Origin of the sequence: Flavobacterium cellulosilyticum (assembly GCF_004349355.1) — a bacterium.
GTDB classification, from domain to species: Bacteria; Bacteroidota; Bacteroidia; order Flavobacteriales; family Flavobacteriaceae; genus Flavobacterium; species Flavobacterium cellulosilyticum.
This window is the reverse complement of record NZ_SMFK01000002.1, coordinates 366,099-391,819: the sequence shown is the minus strand read 5'-3', so window position 1 is coordinate 391,819 and position 25,721 is coordinate 366,099. Positions and strand designations below refer to the sequence as shown.

The 25,721-nt window shown below is 32.3% G+C and carries 17 protein-coding genes; 15 read left to right on the top strand and 2 right to left on the bottom strand.

Annotation, left to right across the window (positions count from 1 at the left end; genetic code table 11):
• Positions 1-120 precede the first annotated feature (120 nt).
• Together E0F76_RS05615 and E0F76_RS05610 are read left to right on the top strand one after the other, a co-directional pair.
• Positions 121-2,382, top strand: a complete 2,262-nt coding sequence (locus E0F76_RS05615) for a T9SS type B sorting domain-containing protein (protein ID WP_132002553.1) — start codon at positions 121-123, stop codon at positions 2,380-2,382.
• A 150-nt stretch (positions 2,383-2,532) separates the two neighbouring features.
• On the top strand, positions 2,533-7,509 hold the full coding sequence (locus tag E0F76_RS05610; RefSeq protein ID WP_132002550.1) for a T9SS type B sorting domain-containing protein: 4,977 nt from the start codon (positions 2,533-2,535) through the stop codon (positions 7,507-7,509).
• Between the two features lie 110 nt (positions 7,510-7,619).
• Here the strand turns inward: E0F76_RS05610 and typA are convergent, their stop codons facing one another.
• Positions 7,620-9,416: a translational GTPase TypA gene (gene typA / locus E0F76_RS05605; protein WP_132002547.1), complete on the bottom strand. Its 1,797-nt coding sequence runs from the start codon at positions 9,414-9,416 to the stop codon at positions 7,620-7,622.
• 161 nt (positions 9,417-9,577) lie between these two features.
• On the opposite strand from typA, the gene E0F76_RS05600 reads away from it, so the two are divergent.
• From E0F76_RS05600 to E0F76_RS05550, 11 genes are all read left to right on the top strand, one after another.
• Positions 9,578-11,296, top strand: coding sequence for a PAS domain-containing sensor histidine kinase (locus tag E0F76_RS05600; RefSeq protein ID WP_132002544.1), 1,719 nt, complete (start codon positions 9,578-9,580; stop codon positions 11,294-11,296).
• A gap of 2 nt (positions 11,297-11,298) precedes the next feature.
• A complete protein-coding gene (locus E0F76_RS05595; protein ID WP_132002541.1) occupies positions 11,299-11,700 on the top strand; it encodes a response regulator in 402 nt (133 codons plus the stop codon).
• Positions 11,701-11,836: 136 nt separating this feature from the next.
• The gene (locus E0F76_RS05590; RefSeq protein WP_132002538.1) at positions 11,837-14,233 is read left to right on the top strand and encodes a TonB-dependent receptor; all 2,397 of its coding nucleotides are present in this window, start codon (positions 11,837-11,839) and stop codon (positions 14,231-14,233) included.
• A gap of 5 nt (positions 14,234-14,238) precedes the next feature.
• Positions 14,239-15,060, top strand: a complete 822-nt coding sequence (locus E0F76_RS05585) for a DUF4249 domain-containing protein (RefSeq protein ID WP_132002535.1) — start codon at positions 14,239-14,241, stop codon at positions 15,058-15,060.
• Between the two features lie 250 nt (positions 15,061-15,310).
• Complete coding sequence (locus E0F76_RS05580; RefSeq protein WP_132002532.1) at positions 15,311-15,973, top strand: thiamine diphosphokinase; 663 nt, start codon at positions 15,311-15,313, stop codon at positions 15,971-15,973.
• A 143-nt stretch (positions 15,974-16,116) separates the two neighbouring features.
• A complete protein-coding gene (rlmF, locus tag E0F76_RS05575) occupies positions 16,117-17,109 on the top strand; it encodes a 23S rRNA (adenine(1618)-N(6))-methyltransferase RlmF (RefSeq protein WP_132002529.1) in 993 nt (330 codons plus the stop codon).
• A gap of 774 nt (positions 17,110-17,883) precedes the next feature.
• Positions 17,884-18,381: a nuclear transport factor 2 family protein gene (locus E0F76_RS05570; RefSeq protein ID WP_132002526.1), complete on the top strand. Its 498-nt coding sequence runs from the start codon at positions 17,884-17,886 to the stop codon at positions 18,379-18,381.
• Positions 18,382-18,499: 118 nt separating this feature from the next.
• Complete coding sequence (locus tag E0F76_RS05565; protein WP_132002523.1) at positions 18,500-18,718, top strand: DUF6500 family protein; 219 nt, start codon at positions 18,500-18,502, stop codon at positions 18,716-18,718.
• A gap of 211 nt (positions 18,719-18,929) precedes the next feature.
• Entirely contained in the window at positions 18,930-20,921 is a 1,992-nt protein-coding gene (gene uvrB / locus E0F76_RS05560; protein WP_132002520.1) for an excinuclease ABC subunit UvrB, read from the top strand.
• Between the two features lie 166 nt (positions 20,922-21,087).
• Positions 21,088-23,442 carry a sensor histidine kinase gene (locus E0F76_RS05555; RefSeq protein WP_132002517.1) on the top strand — a complete coding sequence of 785 codons (2,355 nt, stop codon included), beginning with the start codon at positions 21,088-21,090 and terminating at the stop codon, positions 23,440-23,442.
• Positions 23,442-23,840: a response regulator gene (locus E0F76_RS05550; protein ID WP_132002514.1), complete on the top strand. Its 399-nt coding sequence runs from the start codon at positions 23,442-23,444 to the stop codon at positions 23,838-23,840. Before E0F76_RS05555 ends, E0F76_RS05550 begins: the two co-directional genes overlap by 1 nt.
• 15 nt (positions 23,841-23,855) lie before the next feature.
• Here the strand turns inward: E0F76_RS05550 and E0F76_RS05545 are convergent, their stop codons facing one another.
• Complete coding sequence (locus tag E0F76_RS05545) at positions 23,856-24,257, bottom strand: excinuclease ABC subunit B (protein ID WP_132002511.1); 402 nt, start codon at positions 24,255-24,257, stop codon at positions 23,856-23,858.
• A 51-nt stretch (positions 24,258-24,308) separates the two neighbouring features.
• On the opposite strand from E0F76_RS05545, the gene E0F76_RS05540 reads away from it, so the two are divergent.
• Together E0F76_RS05540 and E0F76_RS05535 are read left to right on the top strand one after the other, a co-directional pair.
• Positions 24,309-25,157, top strand: coding sequence for an alpha/beta hydrolase (locus E0F76_RS05540; protein ID WP_132002508.1), 849 nt, complete (start codon positions 24,309-24,311; stop codon positions 25,155-25,157).
• A gap of 78 nt (positions 25,158-25,235) precedes the next feature.
• Complete coding sequence (locus E0F76_RS05535) at positions 25,236-25,703, top strand: DUF1456 family protein (RefSeq protein ID WP_132002505.1); 468 nt, start codon at positions 25,236-25,238, stop codon at positions 25,701-25,703.
• Positions 25,704-25,721 lie beyond the last annotated feature (18 nt).

Here is a 25,721-nt window from a genome sequence, read left to right as displayed (position 1 = left end):
CAGACGAAAAAGGGCAATATCTACTATGTAATCGCTACAAAAAATATTGATTTATAGTATATTTGCGATGTTATGAAATGGATACTCAATTTTATTCTTTTTACATTGTTTTTTTTCAAAATGTTTTGTGTAACTGCTCAGAACATTGTTGTTGATGATTCTTATACTTCAAAAAATCTGATAGAAAATATATTAATTAATAGCTCCTGTGTCAGTGTGTCAAATTTTTCAGCTACTGGAGATAAATTTCCTGTTGGTCAAAATAGTTATGGTTATTTTAACAATAATGGAGGTAGTTTTCCCTTTAAAGAAGGAGTCGTGCTAAGCACTTGGGGGGCTAAAAATTCAGTTGGTCCTTTTGTGTTTTTCCGAGGAGACGGAAATGATTCTACTTGGACTGGGGATTCGGATATTAACCAAGCTCTTGGAATTAGCTCCGTAAATGCCACTGTATTAGAATTCGACTTTACACCTTTAACCACTTTTTTGAGTTTTGATTATATTTTTGCATCAAATGAGTATCACGATGAAAGTCCATGTCTATATTCTGATGGGTTTGTTTTTTTAATTAAGGAAAAAGGAAGTACTACCAATTATCAAAATATCGCCCAAATTCCAGGCACAACAACAGCAGTTACAACAATGAACCTTCACCCTACAACTCCTCTTGGTACTTGCCCAGCAATAAATACAAATTATTATAACGGAAACAACACTATAACTAGTCCAATAAATTACTCCGGTCAATCAGTAGTTATGAATGCTCAAACTACCGTAATCGCTGGTAAAACGTATCATATTAAACTAGTAATTGCTGATGATAAAAATCAATATTTTGATTCAGCAGTATTTATTAAAGCAGGAACTTTTATTCCAAAAATTGATTTGGGTCCCGATCGATTAACAACAAATAATCCTATTTGTTACGGCGAAAGCATTCTCTTAGATACTAAATTACCAGCAAGTTATAGTTACAAATGGTTCAAAGATGGTTCTAATATTCCTATCCCGAACGAATCAAATTCCACATATTCAGCAACTGATTCGGGGACTTATACAGTTGAAGTAGTTTATACTCCCTCAACTTGCAGCGCTACAGGTAAAATAAAACTAGAATTCACTCCTGAAATTCTTTTGTCTAATACTTCGCTTTCCCAATGCGATCCAGATGGAGACGGCATATCTCAATTTGATTTAACAACAGTCGATAATATCATTAGGAATAACAACACTAGCTTAAGTCAAGTAGTGTATTATGAATCGCTTTCAGATGCCCAAGCAAATACAAACTCTATAGTAAATCCTAGGGCATATATAAACAAAACTCCAAATCCAATTCTATTTGCTAGAGTGACAAACACCTATAAATGCGTCAATTACGCTCAACTTAAATTAATAAATGTAAGCAATTATATCCCTATTCAAAATCCAATTACAACATGCGATGGCGACACAATTCAAGATGGATTGTATCAATTTGACTTGAATAAGCAAGTTACACCTCAATTATTGTCAGGATTGCCAAACGGATTGATTGTAAACTATTATTTGACTGAAAATGACGCTTTGTTTCAAAATAATTCATTACCAACTATTTTTAAAAATACTATTCCATATCAACAAAACATTTATGTCAGAATCGCGAATGGCCCAAACTGTTTCGGAATTACTTCAATTACACTTAAAGTAAACACTTTTGATCCTCCTAATTTTCAAGATGAAACTATTTCAATATGTGATGGTTTTTCTGCAACATTGACAGTTGCACCTAATTATTCAAGTTATTTGTGGAATACCGGAGCTGTTACTAATTCAATAATCACATCAACTGCAGGGAATTATTCTGTAATTGTAACAGGTGTAAATGGCTGCACTAAAACAAAAAAATTCTTTGTTCCAATTTCAGGCATAGCAACAATAACAGGAGCGACAATAAACGATTTTACTGGAAATAACAATTCTGTTTTTATACAATACACAGGTTTTGGTAATTATGAATTTTCATTAGACAGCTTGAATTATCAAGATTCCCCATTGTTTTCAGGTATTGCTCCAGGTCTTTATTATGCTACTGCACGAGATAAAAATGGTTGTGGCATATCTACTCCATATTCTGTTTATGTTTTGGATTATCCACGTTTTTTCACACCCAATGGCGATAATTTCAATGATGAATGGAAAATTAAAAATCTTGATTTATTCCCTAAATCAACAATAATTATTTATGACCGTTTTGGCAAAATACTTAAAGAACTTAATTCAATTTACCCAAGTTGGAACGGCATCTACAATGGAAAAGAATTACCCTCAGACGATTATTGGTTCACAATAAAATTGGATAATGGTAAAACAATAAAAGGTCATTTTTCTTTAAAAAGATAATGACTACTTTGGCGCTGAAGTAACTTCAAATTGGTAACTTTGTTTTCAAGTTGAATGATTCATAGGTGTTCAGTAAATTATTTAATTCTAAATTTTAAACCTATTTTTGTTTAAGCTGTCATAGTATATATTAGTTTTTACAAGTCACTAATGAAAAACATAATTCTCTTTCTTTTTATCGCTTTAAGTTGTTCTGCTCAGTTTAGTAAAACACATTATATTCCTCCTTTAACCACACAAAATAATTTGGCTGAAGACCAATATTTATATATTTCTACACCCAACACCAATGATGTTAATTTTAAAATTATTGAAATTGGCGGAGCTATTATATCTGGGGTTGTGAGCAACTCTGTTCCTTATATCCATCGTATTGGTCAAGGCAACACTTCGCAATTATTTACACCTAAAACAACTATTGGAATTATCCAAAACAAAGGGTTTATTATCGAAGCAGAAGATTTAGTTTATGTAAGTGTGAGGATAAATTCTGGAGCAAATAATAATGGAGGTTATAATCATGCTGGAGGTCTCGTTTCCAAAGGCAATAGTGCACTTGGAAAATCTTTTCGTTTAGGAGCTATGTTGAATCCAAATGTAGATAATAATTTATTGAATTTCGCCTCAATTTTATCCACAGAAAATAATACAAAAGTAACCCTATCCAACATTCCTATTGGAACAATTTTTACTGACGGTACAATTTACACCGCTCCAATTACAGTAACTTTAAATAAGAATGAAAGCTATGTAATGGGTTTAGAAAATTATTCAGGTAACAATACTCCATCTAACAGTTCCAAAATGATCGGAGCTTTGGTTGAATCAGACAAGCCAGTAGTAGTTAATGCGGGTTCAATTGGCGGCAGCAATAGCACTAGTACAAATGGAAGAGATATAGGATTTGACCAAATAGTTTCGTCCGAAAAAATTGGAAAAGAATATATTTTTGTTAAAGGCATTGGAACAGATGATTTGGAAAAAGTGTTATTGATCGCAAACACTCCAAATACTATTATTTATATAAATGGGGTTTCGACACCCTACGCTAGCCTTTTAAATGCAGGCGATTATGCTATAATTGATGGAAGTAAATATATCAATGGTAATTTATATGTAAATACTTCTGAAAATGTATTTGCTTATCAAAGTATTGGTGGTTTAGCTCCGGCTATTCTTCCAAATGGCAATTCTAATAATCCTCCCGCAAATCAGAACTTGTTTTTTGTACCACCGTTAAATTGCGCTACGCCAAATTCAGTAGACAATATTCCATTAATAGAATCTATTGGAAACAATACTTTCAATGGAGGTTTAAATATTGTGACAGAAACTGGGGCATTAGTTAAAATTAATGGAGTAAACACAACAGCTCCCGCTATTGCTATTAGTGGTAATCCAGGTTTTGTGAGATATACAATCAATAATCTAAGTGGTAATATAGCCGTAAAATCTACCAAACAAGTTTATGTTTCTTATTTTGGAACAAATGGTGCTGCAACTTATGGTGGATATTATTCAGGTTTTGATATTAAACCTGAAATTGTATCTGATAAAATTTCTGTTGTTAATTCTGCATGTATTCCAAATGTAGTATTGAAAATTAATTCCTTATCTTCCTACGACACCTTTAAATGGTATAAAAATGATGTTGAAATTCCAGGAGCCATTAGTAACCAATACACACCAACATCTCCGGGTTATTATCAAGTTCGAGGCAATATATCTGGATGTCCAAGTAATGGTTTTGTTTTTTCTGATAAAATACCTATCAGCGAATGTCCTACTAATATAGATAATGACAAAGCCAATGACAACATTGATATTGATAACGACAATGATGGTATTACGAATTGTACGGAATCTTACGGAAATCAAAATATCGATATTTCTAATACTTCTTTGGGAACAATTGCTGTTGGAAATTATACAAATTCATTCTTAGGAACAATTTCAACTTCAGGAACTGGATTACCAACAGGAACTTTCACAGGTAAGTCTGATGGAACTTTTGTCTCTGAAATCCCTGCTGGCAAAGGAAATAGTATAACCTATAAAATGATTTTCAATCAACCTATAAGCTTAGGAATTGATTATAGCACTACTTCTACAACCTCCGATTTATTAAATCCTAATGCACAATATATCATTAGAACGGATATTAACAAAACAATTACAGTTCTTAACCCTACTAATCAATTATTAATAGACACTAATTATGATGGAATATACGAAACTGGCGTAACGGAATATTCCTCTTTTGAAATACGTTTTATACTCAATAGCACAACTCCTTTGTCTGCTGGAACAGGAACTTTCAAATTTTTATCTTATCTAACAAATTCCATCAGCTTCACCCATTCTAATTTATCAGATACGCTTCCTAATAAAACTAGCCTTGCACTTTTTGCAACTTGTGTACCAAAAGATTCCGATAACGATGGTATATCCGATCAACTGGATCAAGATACCGATAATGATGGAATTCCAGATGGTATTGAAGCTCAAGTTAACAATTCAGTTGTATTAACTAATGTAGATAGTAACAAAAACGGATTAGACAACGCATTCGAACCAGGACTTACACCAATTGATACGGATAATGATGGTATTCCTGATTACCTTGATTTAGATAGTGATAATGATGGTATTCTAGATGCTGTAGAAACAGGAATTGACACAGATGCGGATGGAATACGAAATTATCGTGATTTAGAAAGTGACAATGATTTATGTTCTGATGTAATCGAGGCAGGTTTTTTAGATGCAAATGGCGATGGAATTCTTGGAGGAATTGCTCCCCCAATGGTAGATGCAAATGGGTTAGTAACGAGCGCCATTGGCTATACAACACCCAATTCAAACTACATTACTTATGCTCCAATTGTAATAACTACACAACCAAATGTTGCGCAAACTTGCGAATTACAAAATGCTACAATTACATTAAAAGATAATGGTGGAAATACATATCAATGGCAACTTTCGATAGATAGCATTAATTGGATTGACATTAATGATAACACAACTTACTCGGGCACTACAAGTAATACCTTAACGATAATGAGTATTACTAATGCAATGAATGGGTACAAATACCGAGTACAATTAAACAAAATTGGTAACTCATGTGGATTACTTTCATCGGATACTACATTAAAAATATACGTTTTACCAATTGTAAACGACATTAAAATTACTCAATGTGACGACGATTTAGATGCGATTACCTCTTTTAATCTTACTGTAAATAACAATATGATTTCAAGTAAAATCGCTAATGAAACTATTACTTATTATACCACTTTGGCAGGAGCCACTACTGCAAACCCATCTGCCTTAATTTCAAATCCATTGGATTTTGTAAATACAACCCCAGGAACTATGCCTGTTTGGGCTAGAGTTATGAATTCAAATGGATGTTTTAGTATTGCTAAACTAACATTGAATGTTGTTGCAACCAACATACCTTCAACTTACAGTATAATAGTACCTCCAGTTTGTGATGATTTCTTGGACAGCAATGGAAACAACAATAGCAACAATAATAAACGGGACGGAATAGCCACTTTTGACTTTAGTTACACAAAAACAACTATTGAAAACCTTTTGCCAAAAACTGCCGCTGTATATAGTATTCGTTATTATAGAAATCAAGCTGATGCTTTGGCAGAATTAAATGATATTACTACTACTTCAAATTATAGAAATATTGGATATCCTAATTCTCAAAACATTTGGGTTAGAGTAGATAGTGATGCTGATAATACATGTTATGGTTTAGGTCCATTTGTTACTTTAACTGTTGAAAAATTACCTTTTGCAAATCCTGTAATTATATCAAGACAATGTGATGATGATCATGACGGAAAATTTCCTTTTAATACATCAGCACTAGAAGCTAATTTGCTAAATGGTCAAACAAATATTAGTGTCACTTATTTTGATCAAGCAAACAACCCTTTACCAAGCCCTTTTCCTGCCTCATTTTTAACGGCTTCGCAAACCATAAAAGCGGTTGTTTCTAACAACACTTCATTAAAATGTTTGGACCAAACAACAATTCAATTTATTGTTGATAACTTACCCGAAGCATTTTCTGTTCCTGTTTCATTGACAACAACTTGCGATGATGAGTTAGATCCTTTATTACAAGATGGAAAATTTGCTTTTGATTCTGCAACATTTCAAACCACAATTTTGAATGGACAAACAGGAATGACTGTCAAATATTTCGATCAGAATGGAAATATATTGCCAAGTCCGTTGCCAAATCCATATGTTACAGCAACGCAAAATGTAAAAGTTGTTGTAGAAAATCCAATAAACACAACTTGTAAAGTTTCTGTAATTATTCCTTTTAAAGTGCTTCCAGTGCCAAAAATAAAATTAAACATAAATGGAAGTGAAGATAAATTAGTTTGTCAAAACGACCCTACTTTCTATGTTAAACTTGATGCGGGAATTCAAGATGGTTCTCCAACAACTAATTACACTTATATTTGGTCAAAAGACGGAACCGTTTTATCAGGAAAAACATCTTATACTTTAGATGTAAATGCAGAAGGAAATTATTCGGTAGAAGTTTCAACTTTATCTGGATGCAGTAGAATTCGAACCATAAAAGTTACCGCTTCCGATGTGGCACATATTGATAATATTCAAATTGTAGATATGACCGACATAAACACAGTTACAGCAAATGTTTCTGGATTAGGTGATTACGAATATAGTTTAGATGAAGCTTCTGGATATTTTCAAGATTCTAATTTCTTTACCAATGTTCCGGCCGGTATTCACGAAGTGTATATTAACGACAAAAATGGTTGTGGTCCAGTTGTTCATAAAACCATAGCCGTAATTGGCGTGCCAAAATTCTTTACTCCAAACAATGATGGATACAACGATTATTGGAGTCCAAAAGGGGTAAATGCTGTTTTCAATTCTAAATCCACAATATACATCTATGACCGATTTGGAAAATTACTCAAACAATTAATTCCTTCAAATCAAGAGGGTTGGGACGGTACTTTCAATGGTTTTCAATTGCCTTCTGATGACTATTGGTACACTGTAAAATTAGAAGACGGTAGAGAAGCCAAAGGTCATTTTAGTTTAAAGAGATAAACATCTAATTTAATCTATTCACTTCCTTAGTTTATTATTTAGATCAAAAAAAACTATAAACATAAAAAAAGCCATTCTTTCGAATGGCTTTTAAGTTATAAATATACAGATTAGAATTTAAATCTTTTTCTGTCAGTTTCAGTCAAATAAATCTTTCTCAAACGAATCGATTTTGGAGTTACCTCAACGTATTCATCTTTTTGAATATATTCTAAAGCTTCTTCTAATGAAAAAATAATTGGTGGTATAATCCTTGCTTTTTCATCATTTCCAGAAGAACGTACGTTAGATTGTTTTTTCTCTTTAGTTACGTTTACACACATATCATCACCACGAGAGTTTTCTCCAATTACTTGACCTTCGTAAATTTCAGCATTTGGTTCAACAAAAAACTTACCACGATCTTGTAATTTATCGATAGAATAAGGAATAGCTTTTCCTTTTTCCATAGAAATTAATGATCCTTTGTTACGACCGGCAATTTCACCTTTGAAAGGCTCATATCCTATAAAACGGTGTGCCATAATAGCCTCACCAGCAGTAGCAGTAAGCAATTGATTACGCAATCCTATAATTCCACGTGATGGAATGTTGAATTTTACAATCATTCGCTCGCCTTTAGTTTCCATACTTAACATTTCACCTTTACGCATAGTAACAAACTCTACGGCTCTTCCCGAAAGTGTTTCTGGTAAATCGATTGTTAATTCTTCAATTGGTTCGCATTTTTTACCATCAATTTCTTTGATGATAACTTGTGGTTGTCCGATTTGCAATTCATAACCTTCTCTTCTCATAGTTTCAATAAGAACAGATAAGTGAAGAACTCCGCGACCAAAAACCATGAACTTATCCGCTGAATCAGTTTCACCCAATTTCATTGCTAAGTTCTTTTCTAATTCTTTATTCAAACGATCTCTAATATGACGAGAAGTTACAAATTTACCTTCTTTACCAAAGAAAGGAGAGTCATTAATTGTAAACAACATACTCATAGTAGGCTCATCAATAGCGATAGAAGCTAGTGCCTCCGGATTTTCAAAATCAGCAATTGTATCACCAATTTCAAAACCTTCAACACCTACAATTGCACAAATATCTCCTGCAATTACTTGTTGTACTTTTTTACGACCAAGACCTTCAAAAGTATGTAATTCCTTTATACGTGATTTTGAAACAGTACCGTCTCTTTTAACTAAAGAGATTGGCATTCCTTCATTCAAGATACCTCTTTCAAGACGACCAATTGCGATACGACCTGTAAATGCAGAGAAATCTAAAGAAGTAATCAACATTTGAGGGGTTCCTTCAGAAACTTTTGGAGCTGGAACATTTTCAATAACCATATCTAATAATGCTTCAACATTATCAGTTACATTTTCCCAATGATCAGACATCCAGTTATTTTTAGCTGAACCATAAACTGTTGGAAAATCCAATTGCCACTCTTCTGCTCCTAATTCGAACATTAAATCGAAAACTTTTTCATGTACTTCTTCTGGAGTACAGTTTTCTTTATCTACTTTATTGATAACAACACATGGTTTCAAACCTAAGTCAAGTGCTTTTTGTAATACAAAACGAGTTTGAGGCATTGGCCCTTCAAAAGCATCTACTAGTAGACAAACTCCATCAGCCATATTAAGTACACGCTCAACCTCTCCACCAAAATCGGCGTGACCAGGAGTGTCAATAATATTTATTTTTGTTCCTTTATATACTACAGAAACATTTTTAGAAGTAATAGTAATACCTCTTTCACGTTCCAAGTCGTTATTATCTAGAATTAAATCACCTGTATTTTCATTATCACGAAATAATTGGCAGTGATACATAATTTTATCAACCAAGGTAGTTTTTCCGTGATCGACGTGGGCAATAATTGCAATGTTTCTAATAGCTTCCATCTAATTTTTTTTGAGGTTGCAAATGTACACTTTATTTTAATATAAAAAACCTTTATCTATTTGTTTGCTAATTGTTAACTTAAATAGGACGAAATCAAACAAATTTAAATAAGTTTTATAGGAATTTTAATATTTACCCAATATTTAATTATATTTGAATAATGAAAAACAAACAAAACCAAATAACCATTATCTATATCCTAATATCTTTAGTATTGGCAATAGTTTGTTTTAAAGTGATTCCAAAATACGCTACTTTAGATCAATTCTCCTTAATCATCCTGTTCAAAGACTTCTTATTTATTTTACTTTCTGGTTTAATCTTAAGGTATGTTTTATACAAAAATGACATTAAGAACTCTGCTATATTTGAAAAGCTTAAGAAAAAAAATGATGATATTAAAGAGTCGAATGAAAGATATGATATTGTGTCAAAAGCCACAAGTGACACAATTTGGGACTGGAAGATCTTGGAAGACAAAATGATATGGAATAAAGGAATAGAAAAACTATTTGGTTATAAACAAGATCAAATTGGTGAAAGTTCCAAATGGTGGTTTGATAAAATACATCCCGAAGACAGTATCAAAATGTCCATTAAATTATATTCTTTCATTGAACAAAAAACCGAAAAATGGCAAGATCAATATCGATTCAAATGTGCTGATGGTTCCTATAAATATGTCTTAGACAGAGGATTTATTTTAAAAGATGAAGAAGGAAAATCAGTGCGGATGATTGGAGCAATTCAAGATATAACCAAACAAAAAATTGAAGAACAACGACTTAAATTACTAGAAACTGTAATTACCCAAACAAAGGATTCAGTAATAATTACTGAACCTGACTTGTTAGAAGGTAACATTCCAAGAATAGTCTATGTAAATCCAGCATTTTCTTTGATGTCAGGATACGATTCAGATGAAATTATAGGAAAATCTCCAAATATTTTTCAAGGGCCCAATTCAGATAACGAAGAATTTAAAAAGCTTATCTACGCCATAAAAAACCACCAAGAATGCCAAATAGAAACGATTAGTTACAAAAAAAACAAAGAGGAATACTGGGTGAAATATTCCATGTCACCTGTTTACAATTCAGACGGAGAACTTTCTCATTGGGTTTCAATTCAAAGAGACATTACAGCAGATAAAAAACAAGAAGTTGAGAAGGAACAACTGATAAGAGAATTAACGCAAAACAATAAAGACTTACAACAATTCTCTTATATTACCTCTCACAACCTTAGAGCTCCTTTATCAAACCTAACGGGTTTATTAAATTTGATGGAAGACATTCCAATTGAAAACCCAGAACTAAAAGAAATCTTAGACGGCTTCAATAAATCTACCCATTTACTAAACGAAACAATTAATGATTTAGTAAAAGTAATTATCATTAAAGACAATCCTTCTATCAAAAAAGAAGAAGTGATGTTAAAAGAAATATTTGAAAATGTTTTTAGTCAGTTGAATTTTCTAATTGGATTACACAAACCTATAATAAAATTCGATTTTGATAAAGTTGCTTTTTTAAATACTAATAAATCCTATTTGGAGAGCATTTTATTAAACCTTTTAACCAATTCAATTAAATACAAATCTGAAACCAGAAAATCTAAAATTAGCATCACCGCAAATCAGATTGGAGATACGGTAATTTTAATTTTTAAAGACAATGGAATTGGTATTGATTTAGTGAGAAACAGAGACAAAGTTTTTGGTTTATATCAAAGATTTCATGATTACCCTGACAGCAAAGGGTTAGGTTTGTATTTAGTAAAATCTCAAGTAGAAACTATGGGAGGAACCATTAACATCGAAAGCACAGTAAACATTGGAACTACATTCACAATTACATTTAAAAACAAATATATCTAAAAATGCTTGATACTTTATTATTTATAGATGACGATCCAATAACTCTTATGCTTTGCAAAATGGTAATTTCAAAAGCTTCTTTTTCAAAAGTAATAATAACCGCCAAAAATGGAGAGGAAGCACTTCAGTATTTTGACAAACTCATTCAAAACAATACAGAAAATAAAAAGATACCACAACTCATCTTTTTGGATTTAAATATGCCTGTTATGGGTGGATGGGAATTTTTAGATCATTTCAGTACCGATAAATATTCCGAATACAACGATATTAAAGTTATTATTCTCTCCTCAACTGTTGACCCTGAGGATTTGAAAAATTCACAAAAATATCCAATGATACTCGATTTTTTATCCAAACCCATTTCAAAAGAAATGTTGGAATATGTAAGTACTATAATTTAAATACTATTTTTAAAAAGGTAACTGAGTTGTCAGTTGCCTTTTTTTTTATAAATTAACAATATAGTAGCTTTTGTTTAAGCAATTTGGAGTTGTTTTTTATTGAAATTTGTAACTCCTCAAATATAAAAAACAAGCAATGGTTTCAAAAAAAAATTTCTACTTAATTCTTTTGCTAGTAACCACATTATATTCCTTTTCTCAAGACAAAAATAGCAGTGAAAAATTCACAATCAGCGGAACTATTTTTGATACTAAAAGTAACGAAACTCTAATTGGTGTTAACGTCACAATTCCAGAATTAAAAACGGGAATTCCAACAAATGAATATGGTTTTTATTCGCTCACATTACCAAAAGGGAATTATAAAATCCAGATAACTTACTTGGGTTATCAAACTACAGAAGAAACAATTAATTTATATCAAAACACAAAAAAAAATTTCAACCTTAATGGCAATGAAACACTTTTACAAGAAGTTGTAATCACTACTAATAGAAATATTACTGCTACTCAAAAACCAGAAATGAGTGTCAATAAATTAACTGTTGCAACCATTAAAAAAATGCCAGTAGTACTTGGCGAAGTCGACATTATCAAATCACTTTTATTACTTCCAGGAGTGTCAAATTCAGGTGAAGGCGCCTCCGGATTTAATGTTCGCGGTGGTGGTGCTGATCAAAATTTAATTTTATTAGACGAAGCGAACATCTTTAACTCATCTCATGTATTCGGATTTTTCTCTGTCTTTAACCCTGATGCCATCAAAGATTTAAAACTATACAAAGGTGGAATTCCAGCACGTTTTGGCGGCAGAGCCTCTTCTGTTTTAGACATTTATCAAAAAGATGGAAACAGCAAAGAATTTCATGTAAATGGTGGAATTGGATTAATAACTAGTCGCATTTTAGCTGAAGGTCCAATTGTGAAAGACAAAGGATCTTTTTTAATAGGTGGTCGAAGTTCTTATGCTCATTTATTTTTGAAATTATCCGAAGAACAAAAAAATAATTCAGCCTATTTTTACGATTTAAACACCAAATTAAGTTATAAATTAAATCCTAATAACAATCTGTATTTATCCGGATATTTCGGAAGAGATGTCTTTTCATTAAACAAAAGTTTTACCAATACGTACGGAAACTCCATTTTAAACCTAAGATGGAACCATTTGTTTACAGATAAATTATTTTCAAATCTATCACTTATATACAGCGATTATTATTATGGTTTGAATCTCGATTTTGTGGGTTTCAAATGGGATTCTGGTATAAAAAACTATAATATAAAATATGATTTTAAATATTATATTTCAAACAATTTTAAACTGAATTATGGTGTAAATGCCATTTATTACGACTTCAACCCTGGAATTATAAAACCTTCAAATCCAAACTCAGGTATCAATGCTAACAAATTAGATAAAAAATATGCTTTTGAACCCGCTATTTATTTAGATGCTGAACATAAAATTTCTGAAAAAATATCCTTTTCCTATGGATTGCGATACAGTATGTTTTATCGATTAGGGGAATCAACGGTAAACTTATATGCAGACAATAATCCAGTAACTTTTAATACTGATTTGCAGATTTATGAAAAAGCAACACCTATTGAAACCAAATTCTACAACAAAAACAAGAAAATTCAGACCTATAACAACCTAGAGCCCCGATTTTCCGCCGTATATCAACTTAACGAAAATCAATCTGTAAAAGCGAGTTACAACCGAATGATTCAATATTTACAGCTAATTTCAAATACCTCTTCCCCTACACCTTTAGATGTCTGGACACCAAGTGATAGCTATATTAAACCCCAAATTGCAGATCAAGTAGCTTTGGGTTATTATAAAAATCTAATAGAAAACAAGTATTCGATTGAAGTAGAAACCTATTATAAAGAAGTGCAAAATCGATTGGATTACATCGATGGCGCTGATTTAATAGCCAATAACGCCCTCGAACAAGTGATTCTAAACGGCAGCCTTCGTTCCTATGGATTAGAATTAATGTTCCGTAAAAATGAAGGACGCTTCAATGGTTGGATTTCGTACACCCTATCAAAATCAGAGCAACAAACTCTAGGAAGAACTCCACAAGAAACTGGAATTAATAATGGAAATTGGTACAATTCCGTGTATGATAAATTACATAACATTGCCGTCACGGGCAATTACAACTTGAACAAAAAATGGGCTTTCGGTTCCAATTTTGTCTTCCAAACTGGGCAACCTGTAACCTATCCTGAGGGAAAATACGAATATTTAGGAATTACGATTCCTAGTTATGGGTTACGGAATAAAAATCGGCTTCCAGCGTACCACCATTTAGATGTTTCGGCAACTTTAACACCGCATAAAAACGACAATAGAAAATGGAGAAGCGAATGGGTTTTCAGTATTTATAATATCTATAATAGAAAAAATGCTGCATCAATCAATTTTAGAGAAAATATGGACACAAGAACTAACGAAGCCATAAAAACTTCCATTTTCGGAATGGTTCCTGCTGTAAGTTATAATTTTAAATTTTAATCAAAATGAAAAACACCTATTTGTTTATTGTGATTTTAATTACAATCCTCTTGTCTGCTTGTGAAGATGTTGTTCAAGTCGATTTGAAAACAGCTCCAACCAAACTAGTAATAGATGCATCCATAAATTGGAAAAAAGGAACAACGGGAAAGGATCAAATAATAAAATTATCGACAACCACAGCATATTATAGTAACACATTCCCAAAAATTTCTGGTGCAATTGTGTTCGTTAAAAACAGCTCCAATTCCGTTTTCAATTTTCTAGAAAATCAAAATAAAGGGGAGTATATATGCTCTAATTTTAAACCCATTTTAAACGAAACATACACCTTGACTGTTATTAGTGAAGGACAAACTTACACCGCTACTGAAATCCTTATACCAGTTGCGCCAATAACAAAAATAGTTCAAAACAACCAAGGTGGTATTACAGGAAAAAAAATAGAAATCAAAAGTTATTTTAATGATATACCAAACCAAGCCAATTATTATTTATACAGATACCTTTATTCAAATCAAAACAATTCCAGTTATTATGCCGATGAAGATGTGTTTTTTCAAGGAAACGAATTCTTTAGTATTTCTCAAAACGATGAATTAAAAGTAGGCGACAGTATAGAAATAATCCATTCTGGAATCTCAAAATCGTATTTTAATTACATGAACGTATTGATCAGTATTGCAGGAAATAGCAATGGCGGCCCGTTTCAGTCCCCACCTGCAACAGTAAGAGGCAATATTATCAACACAAAAACTTTCGAAAATTATGCTTTGGGATATTTTACGTTAAGCGAAGTCGACACAAAAACTTATATTATTCAATAAGTAGCTATTCCTGCCATCCATTGCAAGTCCTCGTTCAAAAAACTATTTTTCTAAGTCCTAAAAGGAGCTTCCGTTGGGCGCTCTTTTAGAACAAGAAAAATTTGTTTTTTTCACTCCGGGCTTTCCATTGCTGTCAGGGCTATTGATGGAAGATTTTAGAATGTAGATTTTAGATTTTTCATACATTTACAAAAATTAAAAATTTCAAAATGCCAAATCTTAAATCCTAAATCCTAAATCCTAAATCTCTATGTCTTCACACCATATCGTTCGCGATGATCAAGAACCTGCTTTAATCATAGCCAACGGCGCTTCCTGCAATTCAGAATTATTGGGGCAGTTACTAGAATGGTCACCATTAGTTATTGTACTTGACTCAGCGATGGAACGTGTTTTAGAATTAGGAATTAAAGTCGATGTTTTGTTGGGGGATTTCGACCGAGGATTTGATCCCGAATATTACAAAGAACAACAATATCCTTTAGAAATTGTTCATACACCAGACCAAAACAAAACTGATTTAGAAAAAGCTTTTGATTACCTCGTAGATCGAAAAATTCCTGCCGCAAACGTCGTTTGGGCAACCGGAAAAAGAGCCGATCATACCATAACAAATATTACAAACATCACTCGATACCGAGATTTATTGAAGATTGTCATTTTAGACGATCATTCAAAAGTATTTTTATTACCAAAACGATTCGAAAAATGGTATCCAGCAAATACCGTTATATCCTTAATTCCAATTGGCAATGTAACCGGAATCCATTCGAATAATTTATATTATCCACTCACAAACGATACCTTAACCATTGGCTACAAAACTGGAAGCAGTAATCACGTCAAAGAAGATGGTGTAGTCATAATAGAACATAATGAGGGTGACTTATTAATGATGGAATGCTGGGATTAAGAAATTGCTGATTTTAGATTGCTGATTTTAGATTTCACACCCTATAAATCTATTTTATTGTAATAATCAACACCAATCTAAAATCAGTAATCGGAACTCTAAACTCCTTTTTTTCAACTATATTTGCACTCTGAATAAAAAAAATGAAACTGAAGCCAATTATCGAAAAAACAAATTTACATCCTAGGAATTTACATCGTTTAGGTTATGATTTTGAAAAATTAATAAGTGCATATCCCGCATTGCAGCAATTTGTAGCAGTCAATGAGCATGAGATTGGCTCGAACGTTAGCGAACAGGCCAAGCAAACTATCGATTTCAGTAATCCAAAAGGAGTAAAAGCTTTAAATACCGCTTTATTAATTTCAGATTATGATATTCATAATTGGGATATTCCAGAAAATTATCTTTGCCCGCCTATTCCAGGTCGTGTAGATTACATTCATTATATCGCTGATTTATTAGCTTCTAAAAACAATGGAATTATTCCATTAGGCGAAAACGTACAAATTTTAGATACTGGAATTGGTGCCAATTGTATCTATCCAATATTAGGAAACTCAGTGTATGGCTGGTCATTCGTAGGTACAGAAATCGATGAAAAAGCCATTCAAAACTGCAAAAAAATCATCGAAAACAATCCAAGATTAATGGATGCCATCAGTTTACAATTGCAAACTGAATCTCGTTTTATTTTCAAAAACATCATCACTCCCGAGGATCGATTTACACTCACGATGTGCAATCCGCCTTTTCATAACTCCCAAGAAGAAGCTACAAAAGTATCTATTCGCAAAGTCAACAATCTTGAAAATACCCGAACGACAAAACCTGTACTTAATTTTGGCGGTCAAAATGCTGAATTATGGTGCGATGGTGGAGAGTTAGGTTTCATCACCCAGATGATTTTCGAAAGTGCCAAATTCCCAATGCAATGCCTTTGGTTTACTACTCTAGTTTCTAAAAAAGAAAATCTTTCCAGTTTATACAAAACCTTAAACAAAGTCAACATTGTCGAAGTCAAAACAATCGATATGTCGCAAGGTCAAAAAACCAGTCGCATCTTAGCTTGGACTTTCCAAACGGAAGCCCAACAGAAAACCTGGAAGTTTGAGCCGGAACAGCCTGTTTTTTAACTATATACACTCTCATTTATAAGCATTTAAAAAAAATTTCCCAGCTCGCAAAGTCTCTGACTTTGAGGTAGTGACCTTCGGTTTTCAACCGATTTTATTTTAAACTATTCTTTTTGTCAGTCATAGACTGAAAAACACATCCACAAAGTCAGAGACTTTGCGGAGCGGGCAACTCGTTTTCACTGACTTAAATGGAAATTCCCACAATGAAACCTAGCTCCGCAAAGTCTCCGGCTTTGAGGTATTGACCCTCGGTTTTCAACCGATTTTGTTTTAAACTATTCTTTTTGTCAGTCATAGACTGAAAAACACATCCACAAAGTTAGAGACTTTGCGGAGCGGGCAACTCGTTTTCACTGACTTAAATGGAAATTCCCACAATGAAACCTAGCTCCGCAAAGTCTCCGACTTTGAGGTAGTGACCCTCGGTTTCCAACCGATTTTGTTTTAAACTATTCTTTTTGTCAGTCATAGACTGAAAAACACATCCACAAAGTCAGAGACTTTGCGGAGCGGGCAACTCGTTTTCACTGACTTAAATGGAAATTCCCCAAATGAAACCTAGCTCCGCAAAGTCTCCGACTTTGAGGTAGTGACCCTCGGTTTCCAACCGATTTTGTTTTGAACTATTCATTTTGTCAGTCATAGACTGAAAAAACACATCCACAAAGTCAGAGACTTTGCGGAGCGGTGAATTATCGTTTTTAATTCCTATTTTCGTTTAGCTGAAAATACTCGTTTTCATAAGCTGTAAACTAATTTAAAAGAAAAATAATGAAATATTTTAAGACAATAATTTTACTGTTGACGTTAACTTCTTTTTTCACAAGCTGCTACACAACAAAAAACACAACGTATCGATTGACTAAAAAATATAAGCCAGATAATCAAATACTTTACGATACTATCGTCAAATTAGACAGTATATTTTTTGAGGCTTACAACACTTGCAATTTAAACCTTGACAAGTATGGCTCATTCTTTTCTGATAACATTGAATTCTATCATGACCAAGGAGGATTGATGACTTCAAAACAAGACATAATAGCTGCAACTAAAAAAAATATTTGCGGAAAAGTGACAAGAGAACTTGTGAAAGGAAGTATAGAAGTTTACCCAATTAAAGATTTTGGAGCAATAGAAATAGGTTTACACAAATTTCATAACAATCAAGAACCTATTGGGACACCTTCAAAAGTTGGGCGATTTTTGATTGTGTGGGAAAACAAAAATAGTGATTGGAAAATAAAACGAGTTGTGAGTTTGCACTAAGTGAAAATATCTCATCACCAAACTAGTGTTCATTTTCAAAGAGTGCCTAAATATTATAAAAACAAAAAGTAGCAACGGAATTTCAGAAATCAAAATATAATTCAGAAATCACATAACAATGAACGAAAATATAATTCAAAAGATAATTACCATTTGCGATGAAAAAATAGAGAAGAAAGGAGAAAATGTAGGACTTTCTTTTTATGCCTTTTTCGCTAATAAAAATGATAATCCAAAACTATTGTTAGAAGTTGCTGAATGGTGGATTATGGAACATAAATTGGACCATTTTGAAAAAGCGGTTAAAATTAAAAATTTGGTGCAAAACAAACCTTAACGATTTAAAAAGCTAACATCATGATTCTTTTTTCGTAGAAATTCATTTTGCTCCCCACCTCAACAGCCAAACAAAATAAAGCTACATTACTCCACATCTTAACTAAACCATTTTGTTTGCAAGATTAACAATAGAATTGAAAGTTTTAATTTTTTCTAAACTCTTTTTTCTAGTTTTCCTTTGTAACTTTGCAATTCCGAATATTTATTAAATGAAATTCCAAGTAGTATCTGATTATAAGCCGAAAGGTGACCAACCACAAGCCATTGAAAAATTAACTCAAGGCATTGAGGCCGGCGAGCGCTATCAAACTTTGTTGGGAGTTACTGGTTCTGGAAAAACTTTTACCGTTGCCAATGTGATTCAAGAAGTTCAAAAACCGACATTGATTTTGGCACACAACAAAACGTTGGCAGCGCAACTGTATTCAGAGTTCAAGCAATTTTTTCCCAATAATGCCGTGGAATATTTCGTTTCTTACTACGATTATTACCAACCGGAAGCGTTTATGCCGGTTTCTGGTGTCTTTATCGAAAAGGATTTATCCATCAATGAAGAATTAGAAAAAATGCGTTTGAGCACCACTTCTTCCCTACTTTCGGGACGAAGAGATATTATAGTTGTGGCATCGGTTTCCTGTATTTATGGTATTGGAAATCCCGTTGAATTTCAGAAAAATGTCATTGCTATTGAAAAAGATCAAGTCATTTCACGTACCAAATTATTACACAGTTTGGTTCAAAGTTTATATTCTAGAACAGAAGCCGACTTCAATCCAGGGAACTTTAGAATAAAAGGAGACACACTGGAAGTCTATCCAAGTTATGCTGATGATGCCTATAGAATTCATTTCTTTGGCGATGAAATTGAGGAAATTGAAGAATTTGACGTCAATACTTCAAAAGTGATTGAAAGACACGAGCAACTTACGATTTACCCAGCCAATATGTTTGTGACTTCTCCTGATGTTTTACAAAAGGCAATTTGGGAAATCCAACAAGATTTGGTCAAACAAGTAGATTATTTCAAGGAAATTGGGAAACATCTTGAAGCCAAAAGACTAGAAGAACGTACTAATTTCGATTTAGAAATGATACGCGAACTCGGTTATTGTTCTGGAATTGAGAACTATTCTCGCTACCTTGACGGAAGAGATGCCGGTACAAGACCCTTTTGTTTATTGGATTATTTCCCAAATGACTTCTTGATGGTGGTTGATGAAAGTCACGTAACCCTTTCTCAGGTTCATGCTATGTATGGTGGCGATCGAAGTAGAAAAGAAAACTTGGTAGAATATGGTTTTCGACTACCGGCTGCAATGGATAATCGACCGCTGAAATTTGAAGAATTTGAAGCGATGCAAAATCAAGTCATCTATGTTTCAGCAACGCCAGCTGACTATGAATTACAAAAATGCGATGGTGTCTATATCGAACAAGTGATTCGACCAACTGGACTATTGGATCCTATAATTGAAATTCGCCCGAGTTTGAATCAAATTGATGATTTGATAGAAGAAATACAAACACGAGCCGAAATGGACGAGCGTGTTTTAGTCACCACTTTAACAAAAAGAATGGCGGAAGAATTAGCCAAATATCTGGACAAAGTTTCCATTCGGTGCCGTTATATTCATTCAGATGTAGATACTTTAGAACGCATCGAAATTATGCAGGATTTGCGAAAAGGTTTGTTTGATGTTTTAATTGGTGTCAACTTATTGCGAGAGGGACTCGATTTACCCGAAGTTTCTCTTGTCGCTATTTTGGATGCTGATAAGGAAGGATTCTTGAGAAGTCATCGTTCGCTCACCCAAACAATTGGTCGTGCGGCGAGAAATCTGAACGGAAAAGCGATTATGTATGCTGATAAAATAACGGCAAGTATGCAAAAAACTATTGATGAAACTAATTATCGAAGAACCAAACAAATCAATTTTAATACTGAAAACAACCAAGTTCCGGAAGCCTTAAACAAAAAAATAGAAAGTGCTTTTACAAAACATCCTTTGGTAGATTATGAATTGGGCTATTCGGTTTCAACCGCCGCAGAATCAGTAACAGAATATCTTTCGAAACCTGAAATTGAAAAAAGAATTCGTGAAAAAAGAAAATTGATGGAAAAAGCAGCAAAAGAATTGGATTTTATGCAAGCAGCTAAGCTTCGAGATGACATAAAATCTTTACAAAATCAATTAAATTAATTTTCATGTAAACATATGAATAATACTACTTTTAAATGAAAAAACTGTATTTAATCGCATTTTATTACCTTTAACAGGTTGTTTTATTTGTAATTTGTTGTTTTTAATTAAAAAAAAAAGTAAATTTATATTTCTAAAATAAAATTAGCACAAAACTCAATAGAATATGCATGCCGAAAAAAATTGGTCTAATTTAATAAATTGGTTTTCATTAAGACCCCGAATTACAGGTCTTTTATTGTTTTTAATTCTTAGTATTGCTATTGTTTCCGTAAGCGTTTTACGAAATCAAATTCTAAGAGATGAGGAACATGATGAAATGCAAACCATTTTATCAGATATTCATCAAAATATTGAGCAATCATTAAAAAACTGCTATACTACAACCGTTTCACTTGCGCTTACAATAGACGATGATGGGATTCCTCAAAATTTTGATACGATAGGTAAGCAACTTGTATATTCAAACTTAATTGTTAGTGCTGTACAATTAGTTCCACATGGAATCATTAAATACATCTATCCTTTGAAAGGAAATGAAGCTGCGATGAATTTAAATATTTTAGACGCTGAAAATCTTAAAGCAGAAGCCGAAAAATCTATAGAAACTCAAAAGATTTATTTTGCTGGTCCATTAGAATTAAGACAAGGTGGTATCGGGATTGTAGGTAGACTCCCTATATATAATAATAATAAGTTTTGGGGTTTTGCCGCTGTAATAATTAAATTAAACACATTATTTGAAGTCTCAGGCATAAATTCTATAAATAAAACTAAATATGAATTTCAGTTTTCTAAGAAAAATCCAATTACCTCAAAAGAACAGTTTTTCATCCCTTCCAAAACAGATCTTTCTAAATGTTACTTTGTTTCACAATCTATAAATGATAGTGATTGGATACTTTATTTGATTGCGAAAAAACCGTATACAATATATTCATCAATTCTATTGAGTGCCATTTTAGGTTTTATTATAGCATTATTAGTTAGTGTTTTGACAACAAAATTATTGAAAAGACCCAAAGAATTAAGCCTTTTATTGAAAAATCAAGAGACAAAACTTTTGAAAAATGAGATGAAATTTAAGACTATTTTTGATCAAGCAACAATAGGCTTTGTAATTATAGATGCCCAAACTGGTGATTTTATAGATGCCAATAACAAATATTGTGCAATGTTGGGTTATACATTAGAAGAGATAAAAGAAAAAGGGGTAGCAAGTATGACTCATCCAGATGATATAGAAAAAACAGTTATAAATATAAAAAAACTTAACGAAGGTGAAATTAAGGAATACATTTCAGAAAAAAGAACACTCTCAAAATCTGGAAAATACATTTGGGTAAAGCTGACTGTTTCTCCACTTTGGGAAACAAATGAAAAACCAACTACTCTGATCGCATTTATAGAAGACATCACCAAGAGGAAAAAAGCTGAAGAATTAATTATTAAAAGTCAAGCGCGTTACAAATCACTGATAGACACCATAGATGGGATTGTATGGGAATATGATCTTGAAACAAAGTCTTCCACCTTTATAAGTAAAAAAATAGAAACTATATTAGGTTACACAAAGGAAGAATATTGTGAAAGCAGTAGTTTTTGGGAAGATCATATTCATCCAGATGATCTTGAATTCACTTTAGCATTATCTGCAAAAGAAAATAAAAACTACATTGATCATGATTTAGAATACCGCATGATTGCTAAAAATGGTGAAATCGTATGGATAAGAGACATTATGAATTTTGTTTTTGAAGATGACAAACCTATTATTTCAAGAGGAATTATGATCGATATTACCAAAATGAAAGAATCAGAAATAGCCCTGAACAACTCATTAGAATTAGTTACTGAACAAAATAAAAGATTATTAAATTTCTCTTATATCGTTTCACACAATTTAAGATCTCATACTTGCAACATTGAATCTATAATCTCTTTAATTGAATTGGCAGAATCAGAAGAGGAACGAAAAGAATTGATGCTTTTACTGAAAACTGTTTCTATATCTTTGGACGAAACAATGAAACACTTAAACGAAGTAGTGAATATCAATACAAATATGAGTTTAATTATTAAACCATTGAACTTAAATTTGTTTATCAATAAAGCAAAAGAGGTCCTTAATGAAAAAATAATACAAAGTGAAACTACATTTATCACAAATGTGCCACTTGATGCTCTGATAAACTATAATTCAGCCTATTTAGAAAGTATACTTTATAATTTAATATCAAATGCTATACGATACAAACATATTGACCGAAAACCAATAATTACAATTAAATTGCATAAAGAAAAGGATAAAGATGTAATAGAAATTTCTGACAATGGAATCGGGATTGACCTTGTTAAAAATGGTGATAAAATTTTTGGTATGTACAAAACATTCGGTAATAATGCAGATGCGCGAGGCATAGGTCTGTTTATAACAAAAAATCAAGTTGACGCTATGGGAGGAACATTAACTTTAGACAGCATCCCTAATATAGGTTCAACATTCAAAATCTATACCTAATGACCAAAAACATTATATGGGTTATTGATGATGATCTTATTTATCAAACCATTATAAAAAAATTAATTCTAAAAACGGGAGTATTTTCAGCATATTCTTCATTTTCAAACGGAAAAGAAGCTATTAACATCTTAAAAAATACATTAGAAGAAAATGCAAGTTACCTTCCTGATGTTATTTTATTAGATATTAATATGCCTATTATGGATGGATGGGAGTTTATGGAGGAAATTAAAAAAATAAGATCCAGAATCGAAAATCGAATTAAAATTTACATTGTAAGTTCATCTATTGCTGTTGAAGATAAAAATAAATCCAAATCATATTCAGATATTATTGGCTACATACCCAAGCCCATTTCTGTAAATGATTTACTAGCAATTGTTTCAATAAATTAAAAAATTACTGATTTGTTAATTGTGCTGTTCTTGAAAAATGCTCAATAAAACTTCAGGCTCTATCATTGGATTTGAATTCGTTTTCATCATAGTAAGAATTCGTTTTATAACCATTGGATTCAAGCCCATATTAATTGAAATTTGTTGAATCGCGTTTTCTTCTTTTCTATGTAAAATACCATCAATATGCATTAATAGCGACAAACGATAAAACTGTTGGATCCTTTCGAATTCTGATTTTATCACTTTTTGTGGCATTTCTTGATGAAACAATGCGATGAAAACACTTTTTTCTATATTTAGCTCATTGGCAACAATTCCCAAAAACTCATACTCTCTTTTATGCAATTGCCCATCTACAGTAGAGAAAGCAATCATTTCTAGTAATAAATTAATCTTTTCTTCGTAAGTATTCATCAATTCATTAATTTTAGCTAATCTATTATTTTTATAATTAAAACCCAAATAATGACTCACCGACTTATCTATTTTCTTGTTTTAATTTTTATTTGCCCAAAAATAATTGCCCGAAATTTGAATCACAAAAAGGAACAAGAGCAGCAAAGTACTACTTCAAAACAAATTACCACTTTTACAATTGATGCTCCTCAACTACAAAGCACGAAGAAAATTTGGATTTATTTGCCCATCAACTACAATGCTACTAAAAAGAAATATCCTGTAATTTATATGCATGATGCCCAAAATCTTTTTGATGCTAAAACTTCATTTGTTGGGGAATGGAATGTAGATGAAAAATTAGACAGCCTCAAAGCGCAGGTGATTGTCGTGGGAATTGAGCATGGAAATGAAAAACGAATTGAAGAGTTAACGCCATATAAAAACGAAAAATACGGCGGTGGAAATGCAGATAAATACCTTGAATTCATAGTAAAAACGCTTAAACCAGAAATAGATTCAAAATACAGAACAAAAACAAAAGCTACAAACACAGCTATTATAGGAAGTTCCCTTGGAGGATTAGCATCGTATTATGCAATTATAAAATACCCAAAAGTATTTGGCAAAGCCGGAATTTTTTCTCCTTCATTTTGGTTTAATCAAAAAGAGATAATAGAATTAACTGAAAAGTCGCCAAAGCTAAAAGCGAAGATCTATTTTCTTTATGGAGATCGTGAAGGTGATGAACAAGATAGAAAAATAATGCTTTCGGAACTCAATAAAATTGATAGTTTAATTTCTAAAAAACGTTGTGAATGCAAGCATCTTACAAAAAAAACAATTGTCAAAGGCGGACAACATAACGAAAAATTATGGAGAGATGGTTTTGTAAATGCGTATCTTTGGCTTTTTTAAAGCATATTTAAAAAAAATTAGCATTGTTTACCCAAGTTCATTATAAGAACTGAACTTTTAACCTAACGATTTATAAAAATGACAAATAACGACATACTAAAAAAACTGCGTGTTGCCTTGATGTTGAGAGACGATCAAATAGTTGAAATACTAGAATTAGTAGATTTTAGAATTTCGAAATCAGAATTAGGCGCTTTTTTCCGTGCAGAAGATCATCCCAATTATGTAGAATGTGGCGATCAAGTCTTGCGCAATTTCTTGAATGCATTAGTGATTCATTTACGTGGAACGAAGGAAAATCCTAAAAACCCAACAGCTGTTTTGGCAAAACACAAAGCACAAATTCCTGTAAAAGAAGGAACTTCTGAAAGAGCTGAATTTAAAGCCAAACCGAAAGACGAAGAAAAAGCAAGGGGGGATCAAAGTCCTTCAAAATCAAAACCTGCAGCTAAGAAAACGTCTAATAAAGAATTTCCAAAAGGGAACAAAAAAACACAAGTTGTTGAAAAAGTAAAATATAACTTTGGTAAAAACAAAAAATCTTAAGTCTAAGCTTAAGATTTT